Raw genomic sequence first — 20,843 nt, forward strand, 5'->3', positions numbered from 1 at the left:
TCCTCCGTATGAATAGAGTGCGAAGGCGCCCTCGAAGCTAGATAGCGCCACTGCTTTCAGAGGGGGCGAGAACATGATGGTTTTTCTTTCCCGCCCTTTAAAGCGCATCGGACAAGCGAGAGAACGGTTATCGCACCGCGTTCTATCCTTAGGCAAGAGACGTTTACGAAACCGATATTCCGTTCTAGGAGAAGCACCTATTCTAGACCGTCGTACGCTGATTTTATATAATCCAAAGGCTGGCAGCCTCAAAGCCCAGCCAACAAAAAATGGGGTTCCCTCTCCGGAGGAGAGCGCGACTGCCCTCCACGAGGCCGCAAAAGCGGTAGGGTTGAATGCCACCATCGAGCCGACGCCGCCTCCGGAGGCTCTCCGCCAGCGCGTTCTAGCAGCCCAAGCCGAAGGGTATGAGGTAGTTGCGGCTGCCGGTGGCGACGGAACTGTTCGCCCCATAGCGCAAGCGCTTATTGGCACTTCATTAGTTCTCGGTGTCCTGCCGGTAGGCACCGATAACAACTTTGCCCATTCGCTGGGCCTTCCTTTCTCCCTTCCTGAGGCCATGCAGGTATTGGCAACCGCTCCTGTGCGACGTGTGGATGTGGGTTGCATCGGGGAGGAGTATTTTCTAGAGGCAGCAGGTGTGGGGCTTTTCGCTCAGATTATCTCTCTGTTTGGCCCTGATGGGCCGCACCTTTTTCGCTTTGGAAGGGATTGGAAGCTGCTTCTACCACTTCTTCTAAACCCGCCTGCCCGACGTCTTCAACTTGTGCTTGATGGTAACACCTATGCAGAAGAGGCGACGATGGTTTCGATATGCAACTCGATCTATCTTGGCGCCCGCTTTGCCGTCGCTCCCGACGCCAAGCTAGACGATGGGTTATTCGATGTTGTTATGGTGGGTGCGCTTTCGCGGTGGGAACTGCTCCGTTTTGCCTTGGCGCTTCGATTTGGCAACACCCTCCAACTCCCCAAAGTTACCTGCCTACGTGCGCGAGAGGTCGAGATCAGCCGCGTACGCTACCGACAACGTCCTCTGCCCGTCCACGCCGATGACCATATCGCAGCTCATACTCCCGTGAAGATCAAGGTCATACCTCAAGCCCTCTGTGTGGTTGCACCTGACTCTACGCAGAGTGCCCCGTGACCAGCGCCCACAGCATGAACAAGGATGCAACCCCTAACAACAGCACGGCCAATCCTCCCAAGAGATTGCTTAGAGGGCGATTTGTGCGGGCCTTCATCACTTTGGAGTTATTACAAATAAAGAGAAGCACCACCAACAGAGGCACTGCGACGACACCGTTGAGCACAGAGGCATAGAAGAGCGCTTTAATGGGACTCACTTTCCGAAAGAAGTTGAGCAAGTAGCCCACCAGCACCATACCGGCAATGGTAAGATAGAAGGCACGCGCCCTTTGAAAACGGCGATATAATCCGTGTCGCCAGCTTAAAGTTTCGGAGAGCGCATAGGCTGCAGAGCCGGCTAGTGTGGGAACAGCAAGTAGTCCCGCGCCCAAAATGCCCAATGCAAAAAGCCAATAGGCGATTTTACCGCCGAGAGGTGCCAGCGCCCTCGCAGCATCTTGAGCGGTATTGATGTTGGTCACCCCTTTTGCGTGGAGCGTAGCCGCGGTGCAGATAATAATGAAAAACGTCACAAGTTGCGAGACGAGCATGCCGGCAGCCGTATCGGCGCGCAAGTTATGCATCTCGGCCTCATTGGGAGAGCGCTTACGTTTTCCAGGAGCGTCGGCCTCGTGCTGTGCAATAAGCTCTTCCACCTGCTGTCCCGCCTGCCAAAAGAAAAGGTAGGGGGATATGGTGGTACCAAGCGAGCCAACTAGCGCCATCAAGTAGTCGGTTTTCCATTGCCACGTCGGCAGCACGAGGTTCTTAAAAATGAGGCTCCAGGAGTTATGTACCGATGGCATCAGAGCAGTAATGGCATAGGCAATAAATGTTAGGCAAAGCCATTTGAGGAATCGAGCATAGTGCGCATAAGGCATGAAGATCTGGGTCAGCATCATGAAAAGAGCGATGATGCTAAGCCATAAGAGAAAAACACCGTGAAAGAGCATTTGGGCGGAAGAGGCCATGATGTTGAGATCGGCGTAGATATTGATGATATTGGTGACCATCAGCAGGAAAACACACCCTAGCAAGAGCCACTTCGGGTAGTGCTCCTTAACCACCGCTGCCAACCCCTTCCCCGTCAGCAGCGCCACACGCCCACACATCTCTTGAACGGCGATCATGAGCGGGAGACATAGGAGGGTAGGCCACAGTAGTTTGTAGCCGAACTGGGCCCCCACAACCGAATAGGTGCCGATGCCCGCGGGGTCGTTATCGGCCGCACCGGTAATCAGTCCAGGACCGAGGCTTTTCCAAAACGGTTTTTTCACGCGAATGTCCGGCTCTTCCACGCGCGCGTTCGCTACGTCCTCCTGGTCTGCTATACGCTCTTCATGGGTTTCGGCCTCTGCCGATAAGCCCGTATCAGGCAGGTTTACTGACTCCTCACTCATAGAATTCGGCGCAAGAGCCCTCGCTTTCAAGCAAGGGAGAATGCGCCTTCCCTCCTTTCCTTTATTTGCAATGGATGCGCCCCAGACACCCGAAATGGATTGTGCAGCTTACGCCCTCTCCACATAACAATAGACGGAATGACGCCAGAAAACCATTGAGAGAGCTAACGTCGCATGCCATCCTCCAACGCATCGCATAGGTCTTTGCTAACCTATCGGACGACGCGGATGTGCCCGAAGAGGGTGTAGTGCTGGAGAGTATCGGCTGCAGAATCCTCCTAGAAGCCGAAAACCCCGCCAACGCACTCCTCGCATGAAGCGCGTTAGCAGGGTGGAAGGCTCGTTTTTAGTAGGTTCCCGTGTTACGGTTGGTCAGCAAGCGGTAGATTTCGAAGATGAGCCATAGAAGCAGCGCTGCCTCGATAATCAGGAAGAGGATGCCTCCTAGGCCAGCAAACACACCTACCACCAACTTCCAGATCACTATCGCGATCACGATAGAGACAATCAACATTAGTATGCGATACATTGGTTGCTCCTTTTGACTGTGAGACTTCTATTTACGAGTGTCTACGTGGTGGACGACATGCTTATTTGAACTGGTTTCCTATGTTCCCATGGCTTTGAAGGGAAGGGAGCGTAGGGCTATATTAGAGAGTTTCCGCATTCTTATCGGGATTGAATACAAAGCTACACTTGATGCATTTTATAGTATAGATTGCCGATAGCAGATACTCCTGCACAAAAGTTTCACAAACAAGCCACTAGTGTGCCTAAATTTTTGCTGTAGGCACGCAACGCCTTGCACCTCTACCCCCAACGACAAAGGAGAGTGCGCTTTCCCCGTACGGCTCATGTCGGCGTTTCTGAGCACACATTTCAGGAACTTCTACATAAGATGATTTTCTCCAAAGAAAGGGCTATAATGCATTGGTAGAAGTGTGAAGACGGCGCTTTTTAGCTACCCCAACATCCTATTCTGTTGCGACATCGGCTTCAGGAACAATTCCCAACAGCTCGTCCGTCATAAAACTAGCCATTTCAAAACCACAAAGCAAAGGAGTAGACAAATGAAGAAGACACTATGGACAGCGGTGTGTGGAGCCCTTGTGCTCACCATGGGCACATGGGTCTGCCGTGCCCAACGCGTGGTACCTGTAGGTAACATCCCCGAAGTCTCCGACAAGTCCCCTACTTGGTGGGCTATCTCCGGTTATGAGATCGTGTATATTACCCAAAGCGAGGGACGTCTAACGCCCATCATGCGCACTGAACTGTTCGACGCACGCACGGTAGAAATTCTCTCGCGCACGCAAGTTCCTCCCTTGACCGCCTCCGATGTCAAAGCGGTAGGAAATGCCGTGCTTGTGCGCGGCTATCTGCTGATGCGTGTAACGCCTCAGGACGCGCGTGCCGCAGGAACAAGCGTGACCGCTTTGGCGAAACAGTGGGCAGCCTCAGTGGCACATGTTCTTCCGCGCATCGCTCCGACCCCAAGTCGCTTCGGCATCTAGTCTATTCTTTAACAACACACGAGGGATGTCACAATCATGTGACATCCCATTTTTGGTTCGTAGATAGATTCTAGGGCTTGTCTAGTCGCAGCTCGAGTTAAACTGCACGATCTTTTCCCAATCTAACGTTCCATCAGCGCGTGCAAAGTCGTTTAATATATCACGAGTAAAACGATTTACTGCATTTGCCCACTCTTGCAGATAGCGTTCCCGTTGCCTGTCGGGATAATCATACATGAGACGCATTAGTTTGAGATAAAAATCGGGGTCTCCTGTTATCTCTTGCCAAAAGGCCTGACCGGAAATAACGCGATAACGCCTTTTCGCGGAAGGCTCTATCACGCACTTGCCATAAGAGCAACCTAGGATAGGATCAAACTGCTTTCCAAGATTTCTTAAAGGCTGGCGGAGACGATTTTGCAACTCTTGAAATTCATCGTTTATCCGAGCGGTCTGACTCGCGTTGAAAATATTCGGTTCTGATTTCACAGTAATCGCTTTGTAGGTCTTTTCCTCTTCAATTTCGATATCTATCCCTTTGGCACCGAACTTTCTTCCACGGCTTACTGCAAAAACGATAGGCTCCTACAAATGCATCTCCGAAGATGGTCTCGTCAGATGCCTGAGCATGGAGTAGCAAAATGTGCTCTACCAACTCACCCGCAGTACGCAGTCCCATGGCCCGCAAGAGGTAAGGATTTTTGCGCTTAAGAAGCTCCTTCAAACGAAGATTCGATAGGTTCGAAATTCGCCTACTATAGAAATCATCAAGACATCTACGAACGAGAGCTTCTAGCTCACTTAATTCAACCATAAATGGCTTCGCTCTCTCCCATCGTATACAGATTTGGCTCTGCTGCCTCTTTGGCTATACGCTCTTTGGCGAGATGCACATACTCCTCTTTGATTTCGATCCCGATGTATCGGCGATCCAAACGAACGCAGGCTACTGCCGTTGTACCTGAGCCGATAAAAGGGTCTAATACCACATCTCCAGGCTCAGTAAAAAGTTTGATGAACCATGTAGGCAATTCCACAGGAAACGTGGCAGCATGATAACGATTATAGCACTCGGTTGCCATGTGAAGCACATTATCAGGATAAGCTAGCTCACGTCCGAGCCAGTTAGCGACCCGTTTGCCAAAACCACTGCCAACCTGCGAGGTGAATCGGGTGAGATCGTTTTCGCCAAGCCTCTTAAGCCGTTCATGCCTCCAATCTCCCATCGGCACCGTCACGGCTTCCTGAAACATTTTGAACTGCCGTTGTTTCGTAAAATGGAGGAGGCGCTCCCATGCATCTCTAAAACGATTAGGCCATTTGCCTGGATAACAGTTCTTTTTGTGCCAAATATACTCTTCCGTCCAAAGCCAGCCCTGCTGACGCATGGCCAGAATGAGTTCTAACACATACGTGTGACGCTCACCGTTTACCACACGTTCCTTAATATTCAAGATAAAGGAACCGGTTGGTTTCAGAGCACGCCTCAGCTCCGCTGCAATAGGAAGAAACCACTCTACGTAGTGGTCTGGATGAATGCCACCATATACTTCCTTCCGCTGATCGGCATAGGGTGGCGATGTAATAATGAGATCAACACTTTCGTCAGGCAACTGCCTTAGTATCTCACAACAGTCACCGTGTAGAATCTGGTTTAGAAATGGAATGGGCTGAGCTTCATCAATACGCTGCATGCTACAGAGTATACCCTTCAACATCCGTTAGACGTGTGACACGTACTCTCCCCAACACCTGGCACTGCCTTCCTCCGGCTAGGGGCAAGGTAATAGATGCGCAGGCAGCGAAGCTTACTTACTATCTACGCTAAAAAACAGCTGAGAGCGTAGGCTATTCTATTGTTAGCCTGGAGTATGGCACGATCACTTTATGGAATAGGCTGTTCTTTGATCTCCAGGCTTAAAGCTCTCGACGAGCTTATCTAGTAAGAGATGGCGCACATCGAACTCCGAATCGGATGTGCGACCACTCACCACATAGCCCATACCATCGTGCACAAAGGCAAGCACGATCGATTCGATGCGGCGCCCCGCTGGGTCTGTCGCCTCGAAGACAAGCCTTACAGCCGGTTCCCCGCAAAAAGTGATCGAGTCTCGTGAGATCGTTTTGACATCCTTATAGTGCTGGGGGATATCGGCTTCGACATCCTCCATAAGCGTTTCCGCTGTTTTATTCGACGCGGACAACATGGCAACCCCTAGGCGCTCAAGGCTATCCTCTTCAGGTTGGAAAAAGACCAGACCATGCGGGATCCCATCCGGTGTTTTTATCGGATAAGCTTTCCAGCCTTTTACATAGTCTACCGTCCAATCTTTTCCGGCATGATACACCGCTAATGGCGGCATAGTAAACACCTTTACCACCACAGAATAGCGGGTATGCAGTCTTTGAACGGCCGGTTTGCCAGACCCAAGCGGATTGTTTACATGATAATAATCATCCAGCACATAGCGTGTTGTCTGAAGGGGCCGATCGATAGCCTGCGTTTTTCCTGTAACGACCACCCCTTTGCCAAAGCGGCCGCCTGAAAGCACCACCTTATCTCCGGTGATATACCACTCTAGCTTGACAGTCTGCCCTTTTACAACCACCGTAGGGGTTGCCGCAATGCCCTGATCGGCCAAAGCGAGCGGTGCAGAAAGAAAGGAAGCGAGACCAAGTAGGAGAAGCGTTTGAACTTTCATTGGCGTGTTTCCTTACACAGAGAATCTTCCGAGCGAGTAGTTGCTAAGTACTACCTCAAACGCCTGGTTGCGCTCTACGTGACAATCTGAAATTTAAGTCGTGTTGTCTCTTCTTTTTACCATGAGGGCAGTCGCCTGATCGAGCGGTTTGAGCACGATCTCATCAATGTTGACATGGGGTGGGCGTGTCGCAGCCCAGACAACTGCGTCGGCGACGTCCTCAGCCGTTAGGGGCTTTAGGCCCTGATAGACCCGTGCAGCGCGTTCAGCATCCCCCTTAAAACGCACGAGACTGAACTCCGTTTCCACAAGCCCCGGAGCGATCTCAGTGACTCGCAGAGGACGTCCAAGCCATTCCATCCGCATAACCTGCGTTATAGCACGCACAGCAAACTTTGCTGCATTATAGCCCGCACCGCCCGGATAGGGTTCGCGCCCAGCGATGCTGCCGATATTGATAACGTGCCCGGCACCGCTGGCTTCGAGCTTCGGCAACAGTTCGCGGGTCATGCGCATCAAACCGAGCACGTTAGTTCGGAACATCTGTTCCCAATCCTCATCCTTCGCCGCTTCAATGGGATCCAGCCCTAAAGCACCTCCGGCGTTGTTGACCAGCAGGTGAACCTGCTCCACCTGGCTACAGAATTCACGAATACTTTGAAGGTCAGTAACGTCCAGATAAAAACAGCGTGCGCCCAGTGGCTCTCCCACCTGCCGCAACCTTTCCAAACGTCGTGCTCCCAAAATCAGCGCAAAACCGGCCCGATGTAAGGCCGTGGCCGTCGCGGCACCTATTCCGCTACTAGCTCCCGTAACGACGGCTACTCTACGTGCTGTCTCGTTTCCCATGAGCTACAGTTCAGATACCAACTGTGTGAGCGTAGTAAAACGAGCTCCCTTCTGCTTTAGATAGGCGATAACATGGGCGAGGTTTTCGCGATTATCCACGCAGTCGGTCATTCCCAAAACCAAAATATCGGAGAGAGTGAGGTGAGCATCTATGACTGCCTTGAGCACATCGAAGCCCTGATCAATGTAGCCGCGCACACCGTTCACATGGGCTACCGGTGCAATCCACAGCTTGGCCTCCCCCTTCTGATAAGGATGTGTGTAGGATGGATGATAGGGACTGCGCGGGGCGTCCTTCGGCAGTTCGGCGCTGGAACCGGGCGTAGAGTCGACGAGAATCCCGATATCCTCGAGCGCCTTGATATCGCCAGCTTCCAAATCGCCGTTGGCTGCTCGAAAGGCCGTCGGTTTGATGGAGAACTGCTTAAGAATGTCTTTTCCAACACGAATCAGATCGCCTCGATCGACCGTGTTGGAAGCGCCGGTATCGAAACTGAGGTAAAGCCCGATCTCGTGCCAAGCCGGGATGCGATGTAAGTACTCGTTATGGTAAAGCTTCACGTTGCTCATAGGGTCATGCTCGCTGACACCAAGCAGCCATGTGCAGGGCACGATGGCTTGTTCGGTCGCCTCCACGATGCCGGAGACATAGCATTTTCCGTTGAGTGCACAGGTGCAGTCTACGGTAAGCGCGACGATGGGTCCTGGCATTTTCTCTCTCCTTAGGTAGGGATGAACTGTTGGGACTCGATGACGAATGCCGACATCCTTTCTTCGACACTCTTGTTTTTTGTTCAACGGCAGGTTCTAAGAATCCTTCTTTCATGGTGCCCGATCTCACATGTCCTTTTGCATGTCTTACTTTTGCATGTCTTAGAAGCTTGTAAAGTCATCTAACAAAGCACAACGGACATCGGAACCTCCTTGACAAAACCCTCGTCCCGTAGGTATCATAACCTGCGTTCCTCTTTAAGGGGCTATCGTCTAGGGGTCAGGACGGCGGGTTCTCAGCCCGTAAACCGGGGTTCGAATCCCCGTAGCCCTATTTTTGCTCCTACGGTTAGAGTGCTTTTAATGGGTTATTGACATACCAAAGGTTTGGTGTTATTATAGAACCGTCTCTAAAGACTCTAACTAAGGAGCCCTACCATGCAACGAAGCCGGCTTTATGCCTATTTTGCCGCTCTCTGTTTGTGGAACATCGGCCTCTTGAACATCTCTGCAAAAGCCGATACTCTGACTCTCACCGTGGACGCAAACCACCCAGGCCCTGCCCTTAGCCCCTTACAACATGGTGTGTTCTTTGAAGAGATCAACCATGCCGGGGATGGTGGTCTCTACGCCGAGAAGATTCAAAATCGCGCCTTCACCAACGGCATCGTCGCTTGGACGCCATGGACGGAAAATGGCGCGGTGGTGCACCTTAACTTGCTACCGACCTCCAATCCCCAAAGCGCCGCCCACTACCTTGAGGTCCGCGTAGAACGTGGCGCTGCAAATGGAGATGCCTGGGGCGGAGTCGCTAACACCGGATATTGGGGCATCGGGACGCACAAAGGGGAGACCTTCCGCGGCCAGATCGTCGTGAAACTGAGTTCCAAACTTGTTGGGCCTCTCGTGGTGGCACTCCGTGCTGCCGATGGAACGGTGCTCGCCGAACATCGCTTCACAAAACTTGCAGCAAGCGGTAACGATCAGACGTTAGAGTACCTTTTCCGCTCCCCAAAGGAGGATGCTCACGCTTTTCTCACCATTACAACGCAAGCCCCAGCTACCTTTGATCTCCGCTTTGTCTCTCTCTTCCCCACTGATACCTTCGACCATCAAACCAACGGCCTCAGAGCCGACCTCGCCCAAATGGTGGCCGATCTTAAACCCTCCTTCGTGCGCTTCCCCGGCGGCTGCTTTGTGGAAGGCGACATCCTCGCCCATCGCTTTCGTTGGCGCGGGTCTATCGGCCCGCTTATGGATCGCACCCCCACCGACGACCTCTGGGGGTATCAGTGCGACAACGGCTTGGGCTACTTGGAGTATCTGGAATGGTGCGAAGAGATGCATGCCGAGCCGATTTTTGTTATCAACTGCGGGATGAGCCATAAACAGAATGTGCCGCTCGATCAGCTCCAACCCTATATTCAAAGCGCACTCGATGCCATCGAATACGCTAATGGCCCGGTGACAAGCAAGTGGGGAGCCCAGCGCGCTAAAGACGGGCACCCAGCCCCCTTCCACCTTCAGTACATCGAGGTGGGCAATGAGGATGGGTTTGACGATTATGATGCGCGTTTCGCTATGTTCTATGATGCCATTAAGGCGCGCTACCCTTATATCAAACTGATCGCCGACACGCGCGTGAACAGCCGCCCCGCTGACCTTGTAGACGATCACTACTACGCCTCAACCCTTTTCTTTGTGCGACAAGCTGCCGCTCTAGATAACTATCCTCGTAACGCAACCCCAGTCTATATAGGGGAATTTGCCGTTACACGCGGCGCCGGACATGGGAACCTAAATGCGGCCCTTGGTGAGGCCTACTTCATGACGGCTATCGAACGCAACTCCGATGTCATTAAAATGGCCTCCTACGCCCCTCTCTTCGCAAATGTCAACAATATGGTGTGGAACCCAGACGCCATCCTCTTCGACAGCCTTCATGCATACGGCACGCCCTCCTACTGGGCACAATGGATGTTCTCGCGCAATCGAGGCGATGTCGTGCTGCCTACCACGGTCGAAGAGCCACCGTCGAGCAACAAGGTGCTTGATCGAGGCGGAATCGGCGTGGCAACATGGGCTACTTCGGCGGAGTTCACCGATCTGAAGGTTACCCAAGGAGATAAGGTGCTTTGGACGTTGAATTCGCCTGGGGCGTTTCCGCTCACCCCGCAAACCGGCCAATGGACAATTGCCGATGGCACGGCGCGTCAAACCGATCTTGGCACCAACCTGCGCGCTGTAGGAGGCGACCCTAGCTGGACAGACTACACCTTTTCCTTACGTGCTCGGAAACTAGGCGGAAAAGAGGGTTTTCTCATCATGTTCCACGTGCGCGATCAGGACAACTGGTACTGGTGGAACGTAGGTGGCTGGGGCAACACCCACGATAATATTGAGGAGATCGTGGGTGGGGCGAGCACCGAGTTGGCCTATAACGTACCCAACCATATCGAAACAGGCCGCTGGTACGACCTACGCGTGCAGGTGCAAGGCAACCGAGTGCGCTGTTATCTCGATAATAAGCTGGAGTACGACATTCGCCTGCCCAATTTGCCAACGCTCGGAGTGGTGACGACACGAGAAGATAAAACGGGCGACGTGATCATTAAAATGGTGAACCTCAAAGGCGAATCGCGCGATGTACATATCCGCCTCAACGGTGTGGGGCAGGTCGCCCCAGATGGCTCTGCATGGGTCATGACCGCCTCTTCACCGAACGCTGAAAACAGCTTTGTCAACCCTCATGCGGTTGTGCCGATAGAGCATCCGGTGCGTAACATCTCCGATCAGTTCACCTATACCTGTCCGCCCTGGTCTATTGTTATCCTACGTCTCCATACCCACTTACCGACAACCGCCGAACAGAGATAGGCAGTTCGCCGAACTTACCCGTTGAGGCACTAACAACGGGAAGTCCGGCAGAGGTTGTGCCCCACTCTAAAGTTGAGGGAGAGACGTTCTTAGCGAGAACGTCTCTCCCTCTTTGGATTTGCACACGTTTACCAGGAAGACGTCAGTCCCCCTTATATATAGGCAGCGTCCACGGCTTACGATAAGGCCGTTCATAGGACTGCGTCTCTCGCCCCACACGCCCCACGATGTCCATACGCTCTTTGTCCCAATGCACCGTCTCCCCACCAGCAAGGTAAGAGGCATTGATGAGATGGCACACGATCGTGGTCTGTGCCATAGAGGCGAGATTCGAGCGGGGCTGTTCGCGCGTTTTGATGCAGTCGAGCCAGTTACGCATATGGCTATTGGTAGGTGGGGCTTCCTCTTTGGGAAGCTCACGGCCCTCCGCATCGCGCACTCGCCACCCTCCGCGCCACACGGTCACCGTATCGCCCCTCTCACCTACGAATTGCGTGCCGTGGTCAGGCAGATCGGGATGATCGCGTTCGGTGCGCCAGATCATCACAAAATCGGGGTCCTTAAACCGCATGAGGCCATAAACCGTATCGGGTGTGGTGCGGTCGTCGTCTGGATGCGCGAGCTTGCCTCCCATGCCGCAGATCTCTACAGGCATTACGAGATCGGTATCCTTGCTCATCGCCAGAAGCCCGATATCCATCATATGCACGCCCCAGTCGCCCGTCTCACCGGAGGCGTAGTTGTAGAACCAACGCCAGTTGTAGTGGGTATATTCGGGGATGTAGGGCACCATCTGCGCAGGGCCAGTCCAGAAATCGTAATCAAAATAAGCAGGAGGACCTCCTACCGACACATGATGACCTAGACGGGCATCGTCTGTTTTCCATGCCCGCACCGAAGTAATACGCCCGATTTTGCCAGCCCGCACAAAAGCCACGGCGCTCACAAACTCGCGCGTGCTTCTTTGCCAAGTGCCCACTTGTACCACGCGCTGAAAATGCTTTACGGCACCGGCCATCGCCTTCGCTTCAAGTATGTCGTGGCTGATAGGTTTCTCACAGTAGGCATCTTTACCGGCCTCACAGGCGTAGATGAGCGGTAGCGCATGCCAGTGATCTGGGGTGCAGATTAAGACGGCATCAATATCTTTTCGCTCTAAAACGCGCCGAAAATCTTTGTAGGTATCTGGTGCCGGGCGATTTTGGCCATCCTTGGCCGTGCGCTGTTGGTTTTTCTTGATAACGTTTTGAAGCGTGTTGTTCAAATGGTGCTCATCCACATCGCACAGGGCGGCCACCTCCACATCTGGCTCATCCATGGCCCAACCCAGGTCTACGTTGCCCATGCCTCCACAGCCGATGAGCGCGATCACGATCTTATCGTTTGCTGCAACGCGCCGCGAGAGAGGTCGCGGCTGAGCCAAGGCGGAGGGAGCTTGTGCGACGAGCCCCAAAGTGGTTAGGCCACCGCCCGTACGCCGTAAAAAATCTCTGCGTGTGATGCGGGTCATACAAAGAACCTCCTTTCTTCTCCAGGCAGATATCAAATACTATTTCCGCTCCAAGCCGCTCTTCTCCTGCCTCCCCGGTCGCAGGGGCTCATCTAGATACGGACACACCTTGACGAGAGATGCGTCCAAAGATTTTCTGTAGCATAAATAGAGAAATAGAAGCTTTTGGTGCAAGCTGTGAGGTAAACTTCAAATAGAAGCCCATCTTCGGCATCGCATAGCCTTTATTCGGGTATTTGGTGCGAGTGACCGAGGCAGGGACCATGACTATTTATCGTTTAGGACGAGAAAAAACTCAGAAGGAGGCCGACCTACAATGAAAGTTGGTATCTTAACCGGTGGTGGTGACTGTCCGGGGTTGAACCCGGCAATTCGTGGTTTCGTGATGAAAGCGCTCGATTATGGGTTTGCTGTTTATGGCATCCGCGAAGGATGGAAGGGTTTGGTCAACGACCTCGTAGACAAAGAGCCCCTCACCATTGCCGATGTCGAAGAGCTGATCGATAAAGGGGGCACGGTGCTGCGCTCTTCACGCACCAACCCCTACAAAGACCCTGCCCAACTTCAGGCTGTGAAAACCACTATCCAGAAGCACGGTTTTGAAGCCATTGTGGCGTTAGGTGGGGAAGATACGCTGGGTGTTGCTAGCAAGCTTTATAAGGAGGGTATCAACACCGTAGGCGTTCCCAAGACCATGGATAACGATTTAAGTGAAACAGATTATACGTTTGGCTTCGATAGCGCTGTGCAGGTAAATGTGGAAGCCCTCGATCGCCTGCGGGATACGGCGCGCTCGCACAGCCGCGTTATTGTGTTGGAGGTCATGGGACGCCATGCGGGCTGGGTAGCCCTGTACACAGGGGTAGCCGGCGGTGCCGACTACATTCTGCTGCCGGAGGTACCCCTCAACGTCGAAGAGCTTTGTACACAGGTTCAGCGTGCCTATGCGCGTAAAGGCTATGCTCTTGTGGTGGCCTCAGAGGGCGTGGAGCTGCCGGAAGAGGAGCACAAGGAGACCAAGGTGGATGCGTTTGGACACGTGGTCCTTGGGGAACGCAATGTGGGCGAGTGGGTCGCCAAAGAGATCGAAAAGCGCACTGGGTTAGAGACCCGTTCCGCTGTTACAGGCCACATTCAACGAGGCGGAGCGCCGAGCGCCTTCGACCGGGTGTTAGCTTCGCGCCTTGGTGTGCGTGCAGCACAATGTGTGTATGAACGTGACTTCGGTAAAATGGTGGCGCTCCATGGGAACGACATTGTGGTGGCGCCACTAGAAGCCGCCGTGGGGACGCTACGCACCGTGCCGAAAGCGCTTTACGATAGTCTCGTACCGCTTTTTAACAAGTAGGCAAAAAAGTTGGGTATCGGTAGAAGAGCCAAACTCCGATACCCTAAAAAGCCGCGTCTGTACGGATGGATTGTAAGGTGCATTTGCGCGCCTTCAGAAGGCAGTGCGTGAATGCAGATATAAGATACGCCATTTCACCGCAGCCTCGCTGTAACCTATTTCACAACAGGGGTGTGAAATTTTTCACACCCCTGTTTTTTCCTAGACATGCCGATGATGACCCACCACGTCGAAATAGTGGGCAAAGAAGGCATCAGGGTTGACGTCTGCTGCGACCTGAATAGGCGAGTCCAGAGCAGAGGGTTTTATAGATGTCTCCCCAAACGAATCGTCGTTGCTGAGTTTCACTTTTACATAATCGGCAGGCTCGAAGCGGCACAGCGTTGGTTCAAAAACCACCGCTGCAGCCAGCGGGTCGTGAAAAGTAATGGAGTCCGCATGACGAAACCACACGTCGGCCATGTCGGCCACCGGCTTTAGAGGGCCTCCAATAGCCTGGAAGCGCTCCTTGCACTCCGCGGCCGGCATACGGCATCGCAGGGTTACATCGAGCCCTATCGCGCGTAGCTGTGGCACTGCTGAGGTAAATACGCGCGCAGCCGACCAGGCGTCGCAAACAATGTTCCACTCAGAACCTATACGGCCTTGTGCATCGGGAAAGAAACGCCCGCCCATCATTACCAACTGCTTGAGCATAGCGGGAACTTCGGGGTCCAAAGCAAAGAGCAGTCCGATGTTGGTGAGAGGCCCTATGGTGAGCAGTGTGATCTCGCCAGGATGCTTGCGAATCGTCTCCTGGAGAAACGCCACCGCCGTATTTTCTTGAGAAAAGCTTCGATGCGGCCACCGACGAAGTGCCTCCGCCTGTGGGGCCTCCGGTTGGCGCTGAGTGCCGAGAAAAGGCAGGCGTGCCCCTACATGTATCGGCACATCGTTCCGTCCGGCCGCTCTGCAAATGGCATCGGCCAAACTCGCGCGCTTGTCCGGCTCCCCAGTAACCGTGGTGATTCCCAGCAGATCGCACTGCGGATGGCATAACAGATAGGCCAAAGCAACCGCATCGTCAATGTCGGAACCGATGTCGGTATCTAAAAGCAAAGGCACGCGCTCCTCCATTACATTCTCCTTTTGTGGTTGCATTTTACACAAAGCAGAACCCGATTCCACAGAGGCCATGCCGAGCGCTATCGCACTCCAACTGACCTGCCGCAACCATTCGCGGCGACTTACCCTGCAAGACGATCGGCCCTTGTTGCTCATGTTGTGATTTTTATTCGTTGCGCGCTCTCCCCTTTCCTGCTCCCCCTTGGCAAAGCCTCAGATATCCCCCCTGAAGGCAGAGGGCGTGCCTCTAACCCGTAAAGTCCTGCGTTTTTATGGGAGGTAGCTTTTAGATATCGGTTTCGAGTTTCAAACAACCAGCGCATGAGATGCATGCGTTCCAGCTCTAATCTTTTTACCAAATGGCCCCTTATAACCGATATAGCAAGAGAAGAACATTAGAGAAGCAAAAGCCCTTGATTTTTCAGTGCCCGATTTGCCATAATATCGCCTATACGAGTAGACAAAAGACTACTTTTTGGCCGTTGGGTATCCCGCAAACACAGCGCCCCTCCGCCGTGGCTTGCGCTACCGAAAGGAGGTAGTGATGTTAAAGGGGGAAATAGTGCAAACCATTGAGGGCGAAGATACGCCACAGGAACGGTTGCTCATTCATTTGGAGGGCGACTTCGCCGCCGATGGGCAGTTCGGGAAAAGGTTTTTAGAGGTCACCGCCACCGATGTGCGTGTGCGGGAGGCCGACGGCGTCGTCTCGTTTCACATTCCGATCGCCGAGATCAAAAGCGCCCGTAATGAGCCCCTTGTGGGAGGCGGGCAACTGGAGATCACCACCCGAGATGGAGAGGTCGTTCCCATCATCACCTATTCGCTTACGCTGGCCTCGCGCTTCTCGGAAGCCGCACGAGGCATCGAACAGCTTGCACGCGGAGAGCCTCTGCAGATCAATCTTGAACAGAAGCGGCTGCGCTGCGCAAAATGCGGGCGCCTTCTCCCAGAGGTAGACGGCATCTGCCCAGCGTGTATCCATCGGGGTCGCACCCTACGCCGTGTGGCCAGCTACCTCCGTCCCTACCGTCTGCAGGCGGTGGGCCTTGCCCTGCTTGGGGTTCTTACCACCACACTGAATCTCGTGCCGCCCAAGCTTCAAGCGCTCATCATTGACCATGTGTTCAGCACCCACCGCAACTACACCTTTCTGCTTGAGATGGCCGGCATCTGGCTTGGGGTCGTTGTGGCGGCCACGTTCGTGCAGATCCTCAATGGCCGTCTCATCGCCTATCTTGCGGGGCATATCGCCGCTGATCTGCGCGCTGCCGTCTACCGCGCCGTCGAGTTCCTGCAGGTAAGCTACTTCGACAAGAAACAGGTGGGAGCTATCGTTAGCCGCATCACACAAGACACCGATCGCATCTGGGGGTTTTTGGTGGATGGCATGCCCTTCCTGATCGCCAACGCGCTCATGCTGCTGGGCATCGCCTGCGTGCTGCTTTGGATTAACTGGCGCCTCACTCTCGCCATTTTAGCCCCGATGCCGATTGTGGTCATCCTAAGTGCCGTCTTTTGGAAGCCGATCAGCCAGATGTTCTTTCGCGTAGGGCAAAAATGGGCGCGCTTCCATACGCACCTCAACGAGTCGATCTCCGGTATTCGCATCGTAAAAGCATTCACCCGTGAAAACACCGAGTTCGCCAAATTTCAGGCGTGCAACAGAGAGCTCCGCGATGCAGGTATACAGGCCGATACCCGCTGGTACACCGTGTTCGGCGCGATGACGTTCTTCATCGCCTCCGGTGGCTTGATCAACTGGGTTTACGGGGGCTGGATGGTCTATCGCGGACAGATGTCACTGGGCAACTTCGTGATGGTGAACTCCCTGTTGGGGCTCGTTTATGGCCCACTCATGTGGTTTGGCGACCTTAATCAGTGGTTTACACGCGCCATGGCAGGAGCAGAGCGCATCTTTGAGGTGATAGATGCCGAGCCTGAACCGCATGCGCGCGGTGGCATTCGCCATGCGATCGTGGGCGAGGTGGCATTCTGCGATGTGCGCTTCGGTTACGATAAGTCGAACCCGGTGCTAAAAGGGCTTACCTTCACCGCGAAGCCGGGCGAGATGATCGGCCTAGTGGGCAAATCGGGCGCCGGCAAATCTACCACCATCAATCTCATCTGCCGTTTTTACGAGCCGGATGCGGGCGTCATCCGCATAGATGGCATAGACTATCGGGAGATCGCCCTGGAAGATCTTAGGCGCCAAATTGGCATCGTTCCCCAAGAGCCTTTTCTCTTCCACGGCACCATCGCCGAAAACATCTCTTATGGACGCCCAGATGCCCGTTTTGAAGAGATCGTGGAGGCCGCAAAGGCGGCTAACGCCCATCAATTCATTCTCGCCAAACCGGACGGCTACGACACCGTGATAGGAGAGCGAGGAACCAAGCTCTCCGGTGGTGAGAGGCAGCGCATCGCCATCGCCCGCGCGATCCTGCACGACCCTCGTATCCTCATCCTCGATGAGGCCACCTCCTCTGTGGATGTGGAGACAGAAAAGCAGATTCAAGAGGCCCTACAGCGTTTGGTGAAAGGTCGCACAACCTTTGCCATCGCTCATCGTCTCTCCACGCTGCGAAACGCCGATCGGCTCATCGTACTGGAAAAAGGCGAGATCGTTGAAACGGGCACACACGCCGAGCTGATGGAGCGCCAGGGCGTGTTCTATAACCTCGTGCAGACGCAGTCTCAAGTAACTCAAATCATCGAGATCGGCACAGTATAGGAGGCCGTAATGGAACACGAACCCCCAAAGGTTGCGAACCTCAGACTGTTTTACGCTCCCGCTGACCAGCTTCGGCTTACCGTGGATGAGGAGCGCTCCTACCTCACCGTGAAACCGGTATGGGCGGCACCCCTTTCGCATCCGGGGCGCTATCTCTGTCTCCTTGATGCGAGAGGAGAGGAGATCGTCATGATCGAAAACCCGCGTGACCTACCGCCCGATTCTTGGCAGGCCGTGCAGATGGAGCTACGAAGGCGCTACCTTACCGCCTTTGTGAAATGCATTCTCAACGTGCGCGTGGAGTATGGAGCTACCTACTGGTCGGTTCATACAGATCGCGGAGAGCGCGAGTTCGTGACTCAGAGTCTGCAGGAGAACGTGCACTGGTTCTCCCCAACACATCTGCAACTCATAGATGTGGACGGCAACCGCTTTGAAATACCCGATATCCGTGCTCTTGACCTTCGTAGCCAGATGCTGCTAGAGAGCGTGCTCTAGCTCTGCACACTTCTGCCATGGAGGGCACGAAGCGCACACAGCACAATCGGCACGAGCTCCGCAGTGGGTGGCAAGGTATTGGCTTTGTCAAGAAAGTCGAGAAGCACACGCTTTTCCGATTTTACATGGGATTTTGAGAGGTGGCGCGGCGCAGCAAGAAGTAGGGCAAGCGCGGTCGCATTCTCGTTGTGAAGCAAGGCGGCCTCAATGTCGGCAATGGGAAAGTTTCGCGGCAGCTCGGAGATCACCTTCAGCAGCGCCCCTTCCCCTTCACGCTCCGCATACGACAGCAGGCCGTAGACGCAATCCCCTATCCCCAACAGACGCCCAACGGCATGGGCTACCTGCCGACGTGCCACGGGAGAGGGAAGGCGCGCAAGCTGCTTGGCAAGTGCAAATGTCGCTCCCGTATCTGTTAACCGCACGAGCGCATCGGCAAGAATAGGAATGAGCGATGGCTCCGTATCTGGCTGTTCGAGCAGGGAGCGGAGGAGAGGAAGCGCGCTTTTTTCCCCTATATCTCCCAAAGCGCGTACAATAGCCCTTCGCAACGGGTGCCCAACGGGCAATCGCTTAAACCGTTCGCTCAAAGGCTGCACGGCTTTTGAAGCGCCTGCTTCGCCCAAAGCGAACGTAAGGGCTTCGAGTCGCTGACCATCCTCTTCCGTTGAGAAGAGACGAATAAGCGCATCAACCGCATCGGCCCCGCCCAACTTACCGAGCGCACGCACCAACGCGAAGCGATCGCTTTCGGAAAGCGCCTCTTGGGGGCCCTTCAACAGCGTGATCAGGGCCTGATTGGCGCGCCTATCTCCAAGCTTCCCTAAAGCCCTAGCGATCTCCCCAACAATATCGGTGCCGGTATCTTCAAGCGCCTTTAAAAGCAGATCCACAGCGCTTGTATCTGCCGTCTCCCCCAAAGCCCGAGCGGCCTCGGCACGTACCGCTCGGCTGGGATCGCTTAAAGCTCTCCCTAGCTCCTCTATGGCGAGATGACTGCCTTTTTCCGTGAGCCCTTCGGCCGCTCGTCTCCGAGCCTCCTCCTCGGCCGCCCTTTGTAACGTACGAATATAGCGCCATTGGCGTAAACCAGAGCGGCCTAGATCTTGAAGCACTTTTGTGGTCGAAACGGCCCCCTTATCTTCCAAAGAGCGCAGAAAAGGTAGCGCGGCTAGACGCATGACGGCTGCCAAGGCAAAAAGAAGATGATAGTTAATGATGGACAGGCCGAACAGCGAGATATGAACGCCAGCAAGCATCTGCAGAAGAATACCACCCACCATAGGGGCGATACCACCGATAAGGCCTGTAACTGCAGAGAGCGTGGCAGCATAGGTGGCCGTGCGTTGCGGTGGACTGCAGGCTATAATGAGATTGAACTGCGTCAGCCCGACCCCTGCCCAAAACAGACCACTGCCTAAGCTGTTGAATAACAGCAGAATAAGCGACAAAACGAGGTGATGAGGACTTGTGGGTATCCAAAAGAAGGGTAAGGTGAAAACGCCCACAACGTTCAAAACCAAAATCGGCTTGTTGCCAAACCGATCGGCCAAAAACCCCCATAAAGGCATCCCCAACATATTGCTGACCCCTACCACGGCAGCGAGTATCTGCATCCAAACATAGTTCAGACGGAGTATCTGCAGACCGTAGGCCGTAAAAAAAGGGGCGGCCACGAACTGACCAATGCAGAACACCGCGCTAAATAGCAGCAGCGCACGAAAGTTTGGATCGGCAAACGGAGCCCGATAGTGGTCTAGAAAACTTTGTCGTGACGCTTCCCCTTGGGTCGTAGCGGAAGAGGGCGTCGGCTCCGGCTGACGTAGAATCAGCACAAGAGAGAGCACAGCGCCCAATAGGCCTGCCGCAAAAACCACCGCAAAACCCATTGCTGGTTGCCGTCGGCTATGCACCATATAGTCGAGAAACCAGGCGGCCAACATGCCAACCAGCATGCCAACAAAACCAGCCACCATGTTGCGCCGCCCAAAATAACGGCCTCGATGATCGGGCGGAACAAGGTCGGACATCCAAGAAGTCCAGGCAGGTTGAGGCATACTTGTAAGGATGGAAGAGAGCGTAAAAAGCAACAGAAAACCCACTAGTGCCAACGACCTTGGCAAGAAGAAGGGCAGAAGCAGAATGGGCAGCCAAAGCATGCGCCCATAAAAAGAGCACCAGGCCACAAACGGCTTACGGGCGCTTTTCTGCTCGGCCCAGTAGGCTGCAATCGGTTGGGTAAGAGCCGCTAAGGTGGGAATAGCGCTTAGAAGGCCGATGGCAAAACTGTCTGCATGAAGCCAAAGAGCAAAACCTGTGAGAAAGGCGCCACCGGTAAGCGTGATCCAGACCGTGGCCGCTGCCCCCTCCCAAATAGATATCTGCAGCCCTTGCAGCACCTCCCAACGGTTCAGGGAACGCGCGTTGGAGCTCTCTGCCTTTTGCTCGTGTTGCGTTTGAGTGCTCTCCAT

17 protein-coding genes and 1 tRNA gene are annotated in these 20,843 nt (G+C 54.1%); 7 read left to right on the plus strand and 11 right to left on the minus strand.

The genetic code is table 11. From position 1 onward, the window contains the following. The first annotated feature begins 73 nt into the window (after positions 1 to 73). Complete coding sequence (locus CCALI_RS06720; RefSeq protein WP_016482721.1) at positions 74 to 1,144, plus strand: diacylglycerol/lipid kinase family protein; 1,071 nt, start codon at positions 74 to 76, stop codon at positions 1,142 to 1,144. Here CCALI_RS06720 and CCALI_RS06725 read toward each other — a convergent pair. Together CCALI_RS06725 and CCALI_RS06730 are read right to left on the minus strand one after the other, a co-directional pair. After that, the gene (locus tag CCALI_RS06725; RefSeq protein ID WP_016482722.1) at positions 1,125 to 2,525 is read right to left on the minus strand and encodes an Nramp family divalent metal transporter; all 1,401 of its coding nucleotides are present in this window, start codon (positions 2,523 to 2,525) and stop codon (positions 1,125 to 1,127) included. The two genes, CCALI_RS06720 and CCALI_RS06725, sit on opposite strands and share 20 nt — an antisense overlap. 346 nt (positions 2,526 to 2,871) lie before the next feature. Continuing rightward, the gene (locus tag CCALI_RS06730; protein ID WP_016482723.1) at positions 2,872 to 3,054 is read right to left on the minus strand and encodes a hypothetical protein; all 183 of its coding nucleotides are present in this window, start codon (positions 3,052 to 3,054) and stop codon (positions 2,872 to 2,874) included. Between the two features lie 541 nt (positions 3,055 to 3,595). Between CCALI_RS06730 and CCALI_RS06735 the strand changes: the two genes are divergently transcribed. Continuing rightward, positions 3,596 to 4,039 carry a hypothetical protein gene (locus CCALI_RS06735; protein WP_016482724.1) on the plus strand — a complete coding sequence of 148 codons (444 nt, stop codon included), beginning with the start codon at positions 3,596 to 3,598 and terminating at the stop codon, positions 4,037 to 4,039. 81 nt (positions 4,040 to 4,120) lie between these two features. On the opposite strand, the gene CCALI_RS15070 is transcribed toward CCALI_RS06735, so the two are convergent. From CCALI_RS15070 to CCALI_RS06760, 6 genes are all read right to left on the minus strand, one after another. After that, the gene (locus tag CCALI_RS15070) at positions 4,121 to 4,618 is read right to left on the minus strand and encodes a PmeII family type II restriction endonuclease (protein ID WP_081648302.1); all 498 of its coding nucleotides are present in this window, start codon (positions 4,616 to 4,618) and stop codon (positions 4,121 to 4,123) included. Beyond that, positions 4,557 to 4,853, minus strand: a complete 297-nt coding sequence (locus tag CCALI_RS16920) for a PmeII family type II restriction endonuclease (protein WP_052572350.1) — start codon at positions 4,851 to 4,853, stop codon at positions 4,557 to 4,559. The genes CCALI_RS15070 and CCALI_RS16920 overlap by 62 nt, the downstream gene beginning before the upstream one ends. Next, positions 4,846 to 5,733: a DNA-methyltransferase gene (locus tag CCALI_RS06745; RefSeq protein WP_016482725.1), complete on the minus strand. Its 888-nt coding sequence runs from the start codon at positions 5,731 to 5,733 to the stop codon at positions 4,846 to 4,848. Before CCALI_RS06745 ends, CCALI_RS16920 begins: the two co-directional genes overlap by 8 nt. Before the next feature lie 186 nt (positions 5,734 to 5,919). Beyond that, positions 5,920 to 6,741, minus strand: coding sequence for a hypothetical protein (locus CCALI_RS06750; protein ID WP_016482726.1), 822 nt, complete (start codon positions 6,739 to 6,741; stop codon positions 5,920 to 5,922). A 93-nt stretch (positions 6,742 to 6,834) separates the two neighbouring features. Beyond that, positions 6,835 to 7,590, minus strand: coding sequence for an SDR family NAD(P)-dependent oxidoreductase (locus tag CCALI_RS06755; RefSeq protein WP_016482727.1), 756 nt, complete (start codon positions 7,588 to 7,590; stop codon positions 6,835 to 6,837). A gap of 3 nt (positions 7,591 to 7,593) precedes the next feature. Continuing rightward, positions 7,594 to 8,301: a hypothetical protein gene (locus tag CCALI_RS06760; protein ID WP_016482728.1), complete on the minus strand. Its 708-nt coding sequence runs from the start codon at positions 8,299 to 8,301 to the stop codon at positions 7,594 to 7,596. A 262-nt stretch (positions 8,302 to 8,563) separates the two neighbouring features. Between CCALI_RS06760 and CCALI_RS06765 the strand changes: the two genes are divergently transcribed. Continuing rightward, positions 8,564 to 8,635, plus strand: a tRNA-Glu gene (locus CCALI_RS06765). 104 nt (positions 8,636 to 8,739) lie between these two features. Beyond that, positions 8,740 to 11,178 carry an alpha-L-arabinofuranosidase C-terminal domain-containing protein gene (locus tag CCALI_RS06770; protein ID WP_016482729.1) on the plus strand — a complete coding sequence of 813 codons (2,439 nt, stop codon included), beginning with the start codon at positions 8,740 to 8,742 and terminating at the stop codon, positions 11,176 to 11,178. A gap of 142 nt (positions 11,179 to 11,320) precedes the next feature. Here CCALI_RS06770 and CCALI_RS06775 read toward each other — a convergent pair whose 3' ends face one another. Beyond that, complete coding sequence (locus CCALI_RS06775) at positions 11,321 to 12,688, minus strand: Gfo/Idh/MocA family protein (protein WP_016482730.1); 1,368 nt, start codon at positions 12,686 to 12,688, stop codon at positions 11,321 to 11,323. 316 nt (positions 12,689 to 13,004) lie between these two features. On the opposite strand from CCALI_RS06775, the gene CCALI_RS06780 reads away from it, so the two are divergent. Further along, positions 13,005 to 14,036, plus strand: a complete 1,032-nt coding sequence (locus tag CCALI_RS06780) for a 6-phosphofructokinase (protein WP_016482731.1) — start codon at positions 13,005 to 13,007, stop codon at positions 14,034 to 14,036. 201 nt (positions 14,037 to 14,237) lie between these two features. Here the strand turns inward: CCALI_RS06780 and CCALI_RS06785 are convergent, their stop codons facing one another. Then, a complete protein-coding gene (locus CCALI_RS06785) occupies positions 14,238 to 15,152 on the minus strand; it encodes a nucleoside hydrolase (protein WP_016482732.1) in 915 nt (304 codons plus the stop codon). A gap of 532 nt (positions 15,153 to 15,684) precedes the next feature. Between CCALI_RS06785 and CCALI_RS06790 the strand changes: the two genes are divergently transcribed. Together CCALI_RS06790 and CCALI_RS06795 are read left to right on the plus strand one after the other, a co-directional pair. Further along, complete coding sequence (locus tag CCALI_RS06790; RefSeq protein WP_016482733.1) at positions 15,685 to 17,874, plus strand: ABC transporter ATP-binding protein; 2,190 nt, start codon at positions 15,685 to 15,687, stop codon at positions 17,872 to 17,874. 9 nt (positions 17,875 to 17,883) lie between these two features. Further along, a complete protein-coding gene (locus CCALI_RS06795) occupies positions 17,884 to 18,372 on the plus strand; it encodes a DUF1854 domain-containing protein (RefSeq protein WP_016482734.1) in 489 nt (162 codons plus the stop codon). On the opposite strand, the gene CCALI_RS06800 is transcribed toward CCALI_RS06795, so the two are convergent. Beyond that, positions 18,369 to 20,843, minus strand: coding sequence for an MFS transporter (locus CCALI_RS06800; protein WP_044948962.1), 2,475 nt, complete (start codon positions 20,841 to 20,843; stop codon positions 18,369 to 18,371). The two genes, CCALI_RS06795 and CCALI_RS06800, sit on opposite strands and share 4 nt — an antisense overlap.

Origin of the sequence: Chthonomonas calidirosea T49 (assembly GCF_000427095.1) — a bacterium.
Classification (GTDB): domain Bacteria; phylum Armatimonadota; class Chthonomonadetes; order Chthonomonadales; family Chthonomonadaceae; genus Chthonomonas; species Chthonomonas calidirosea.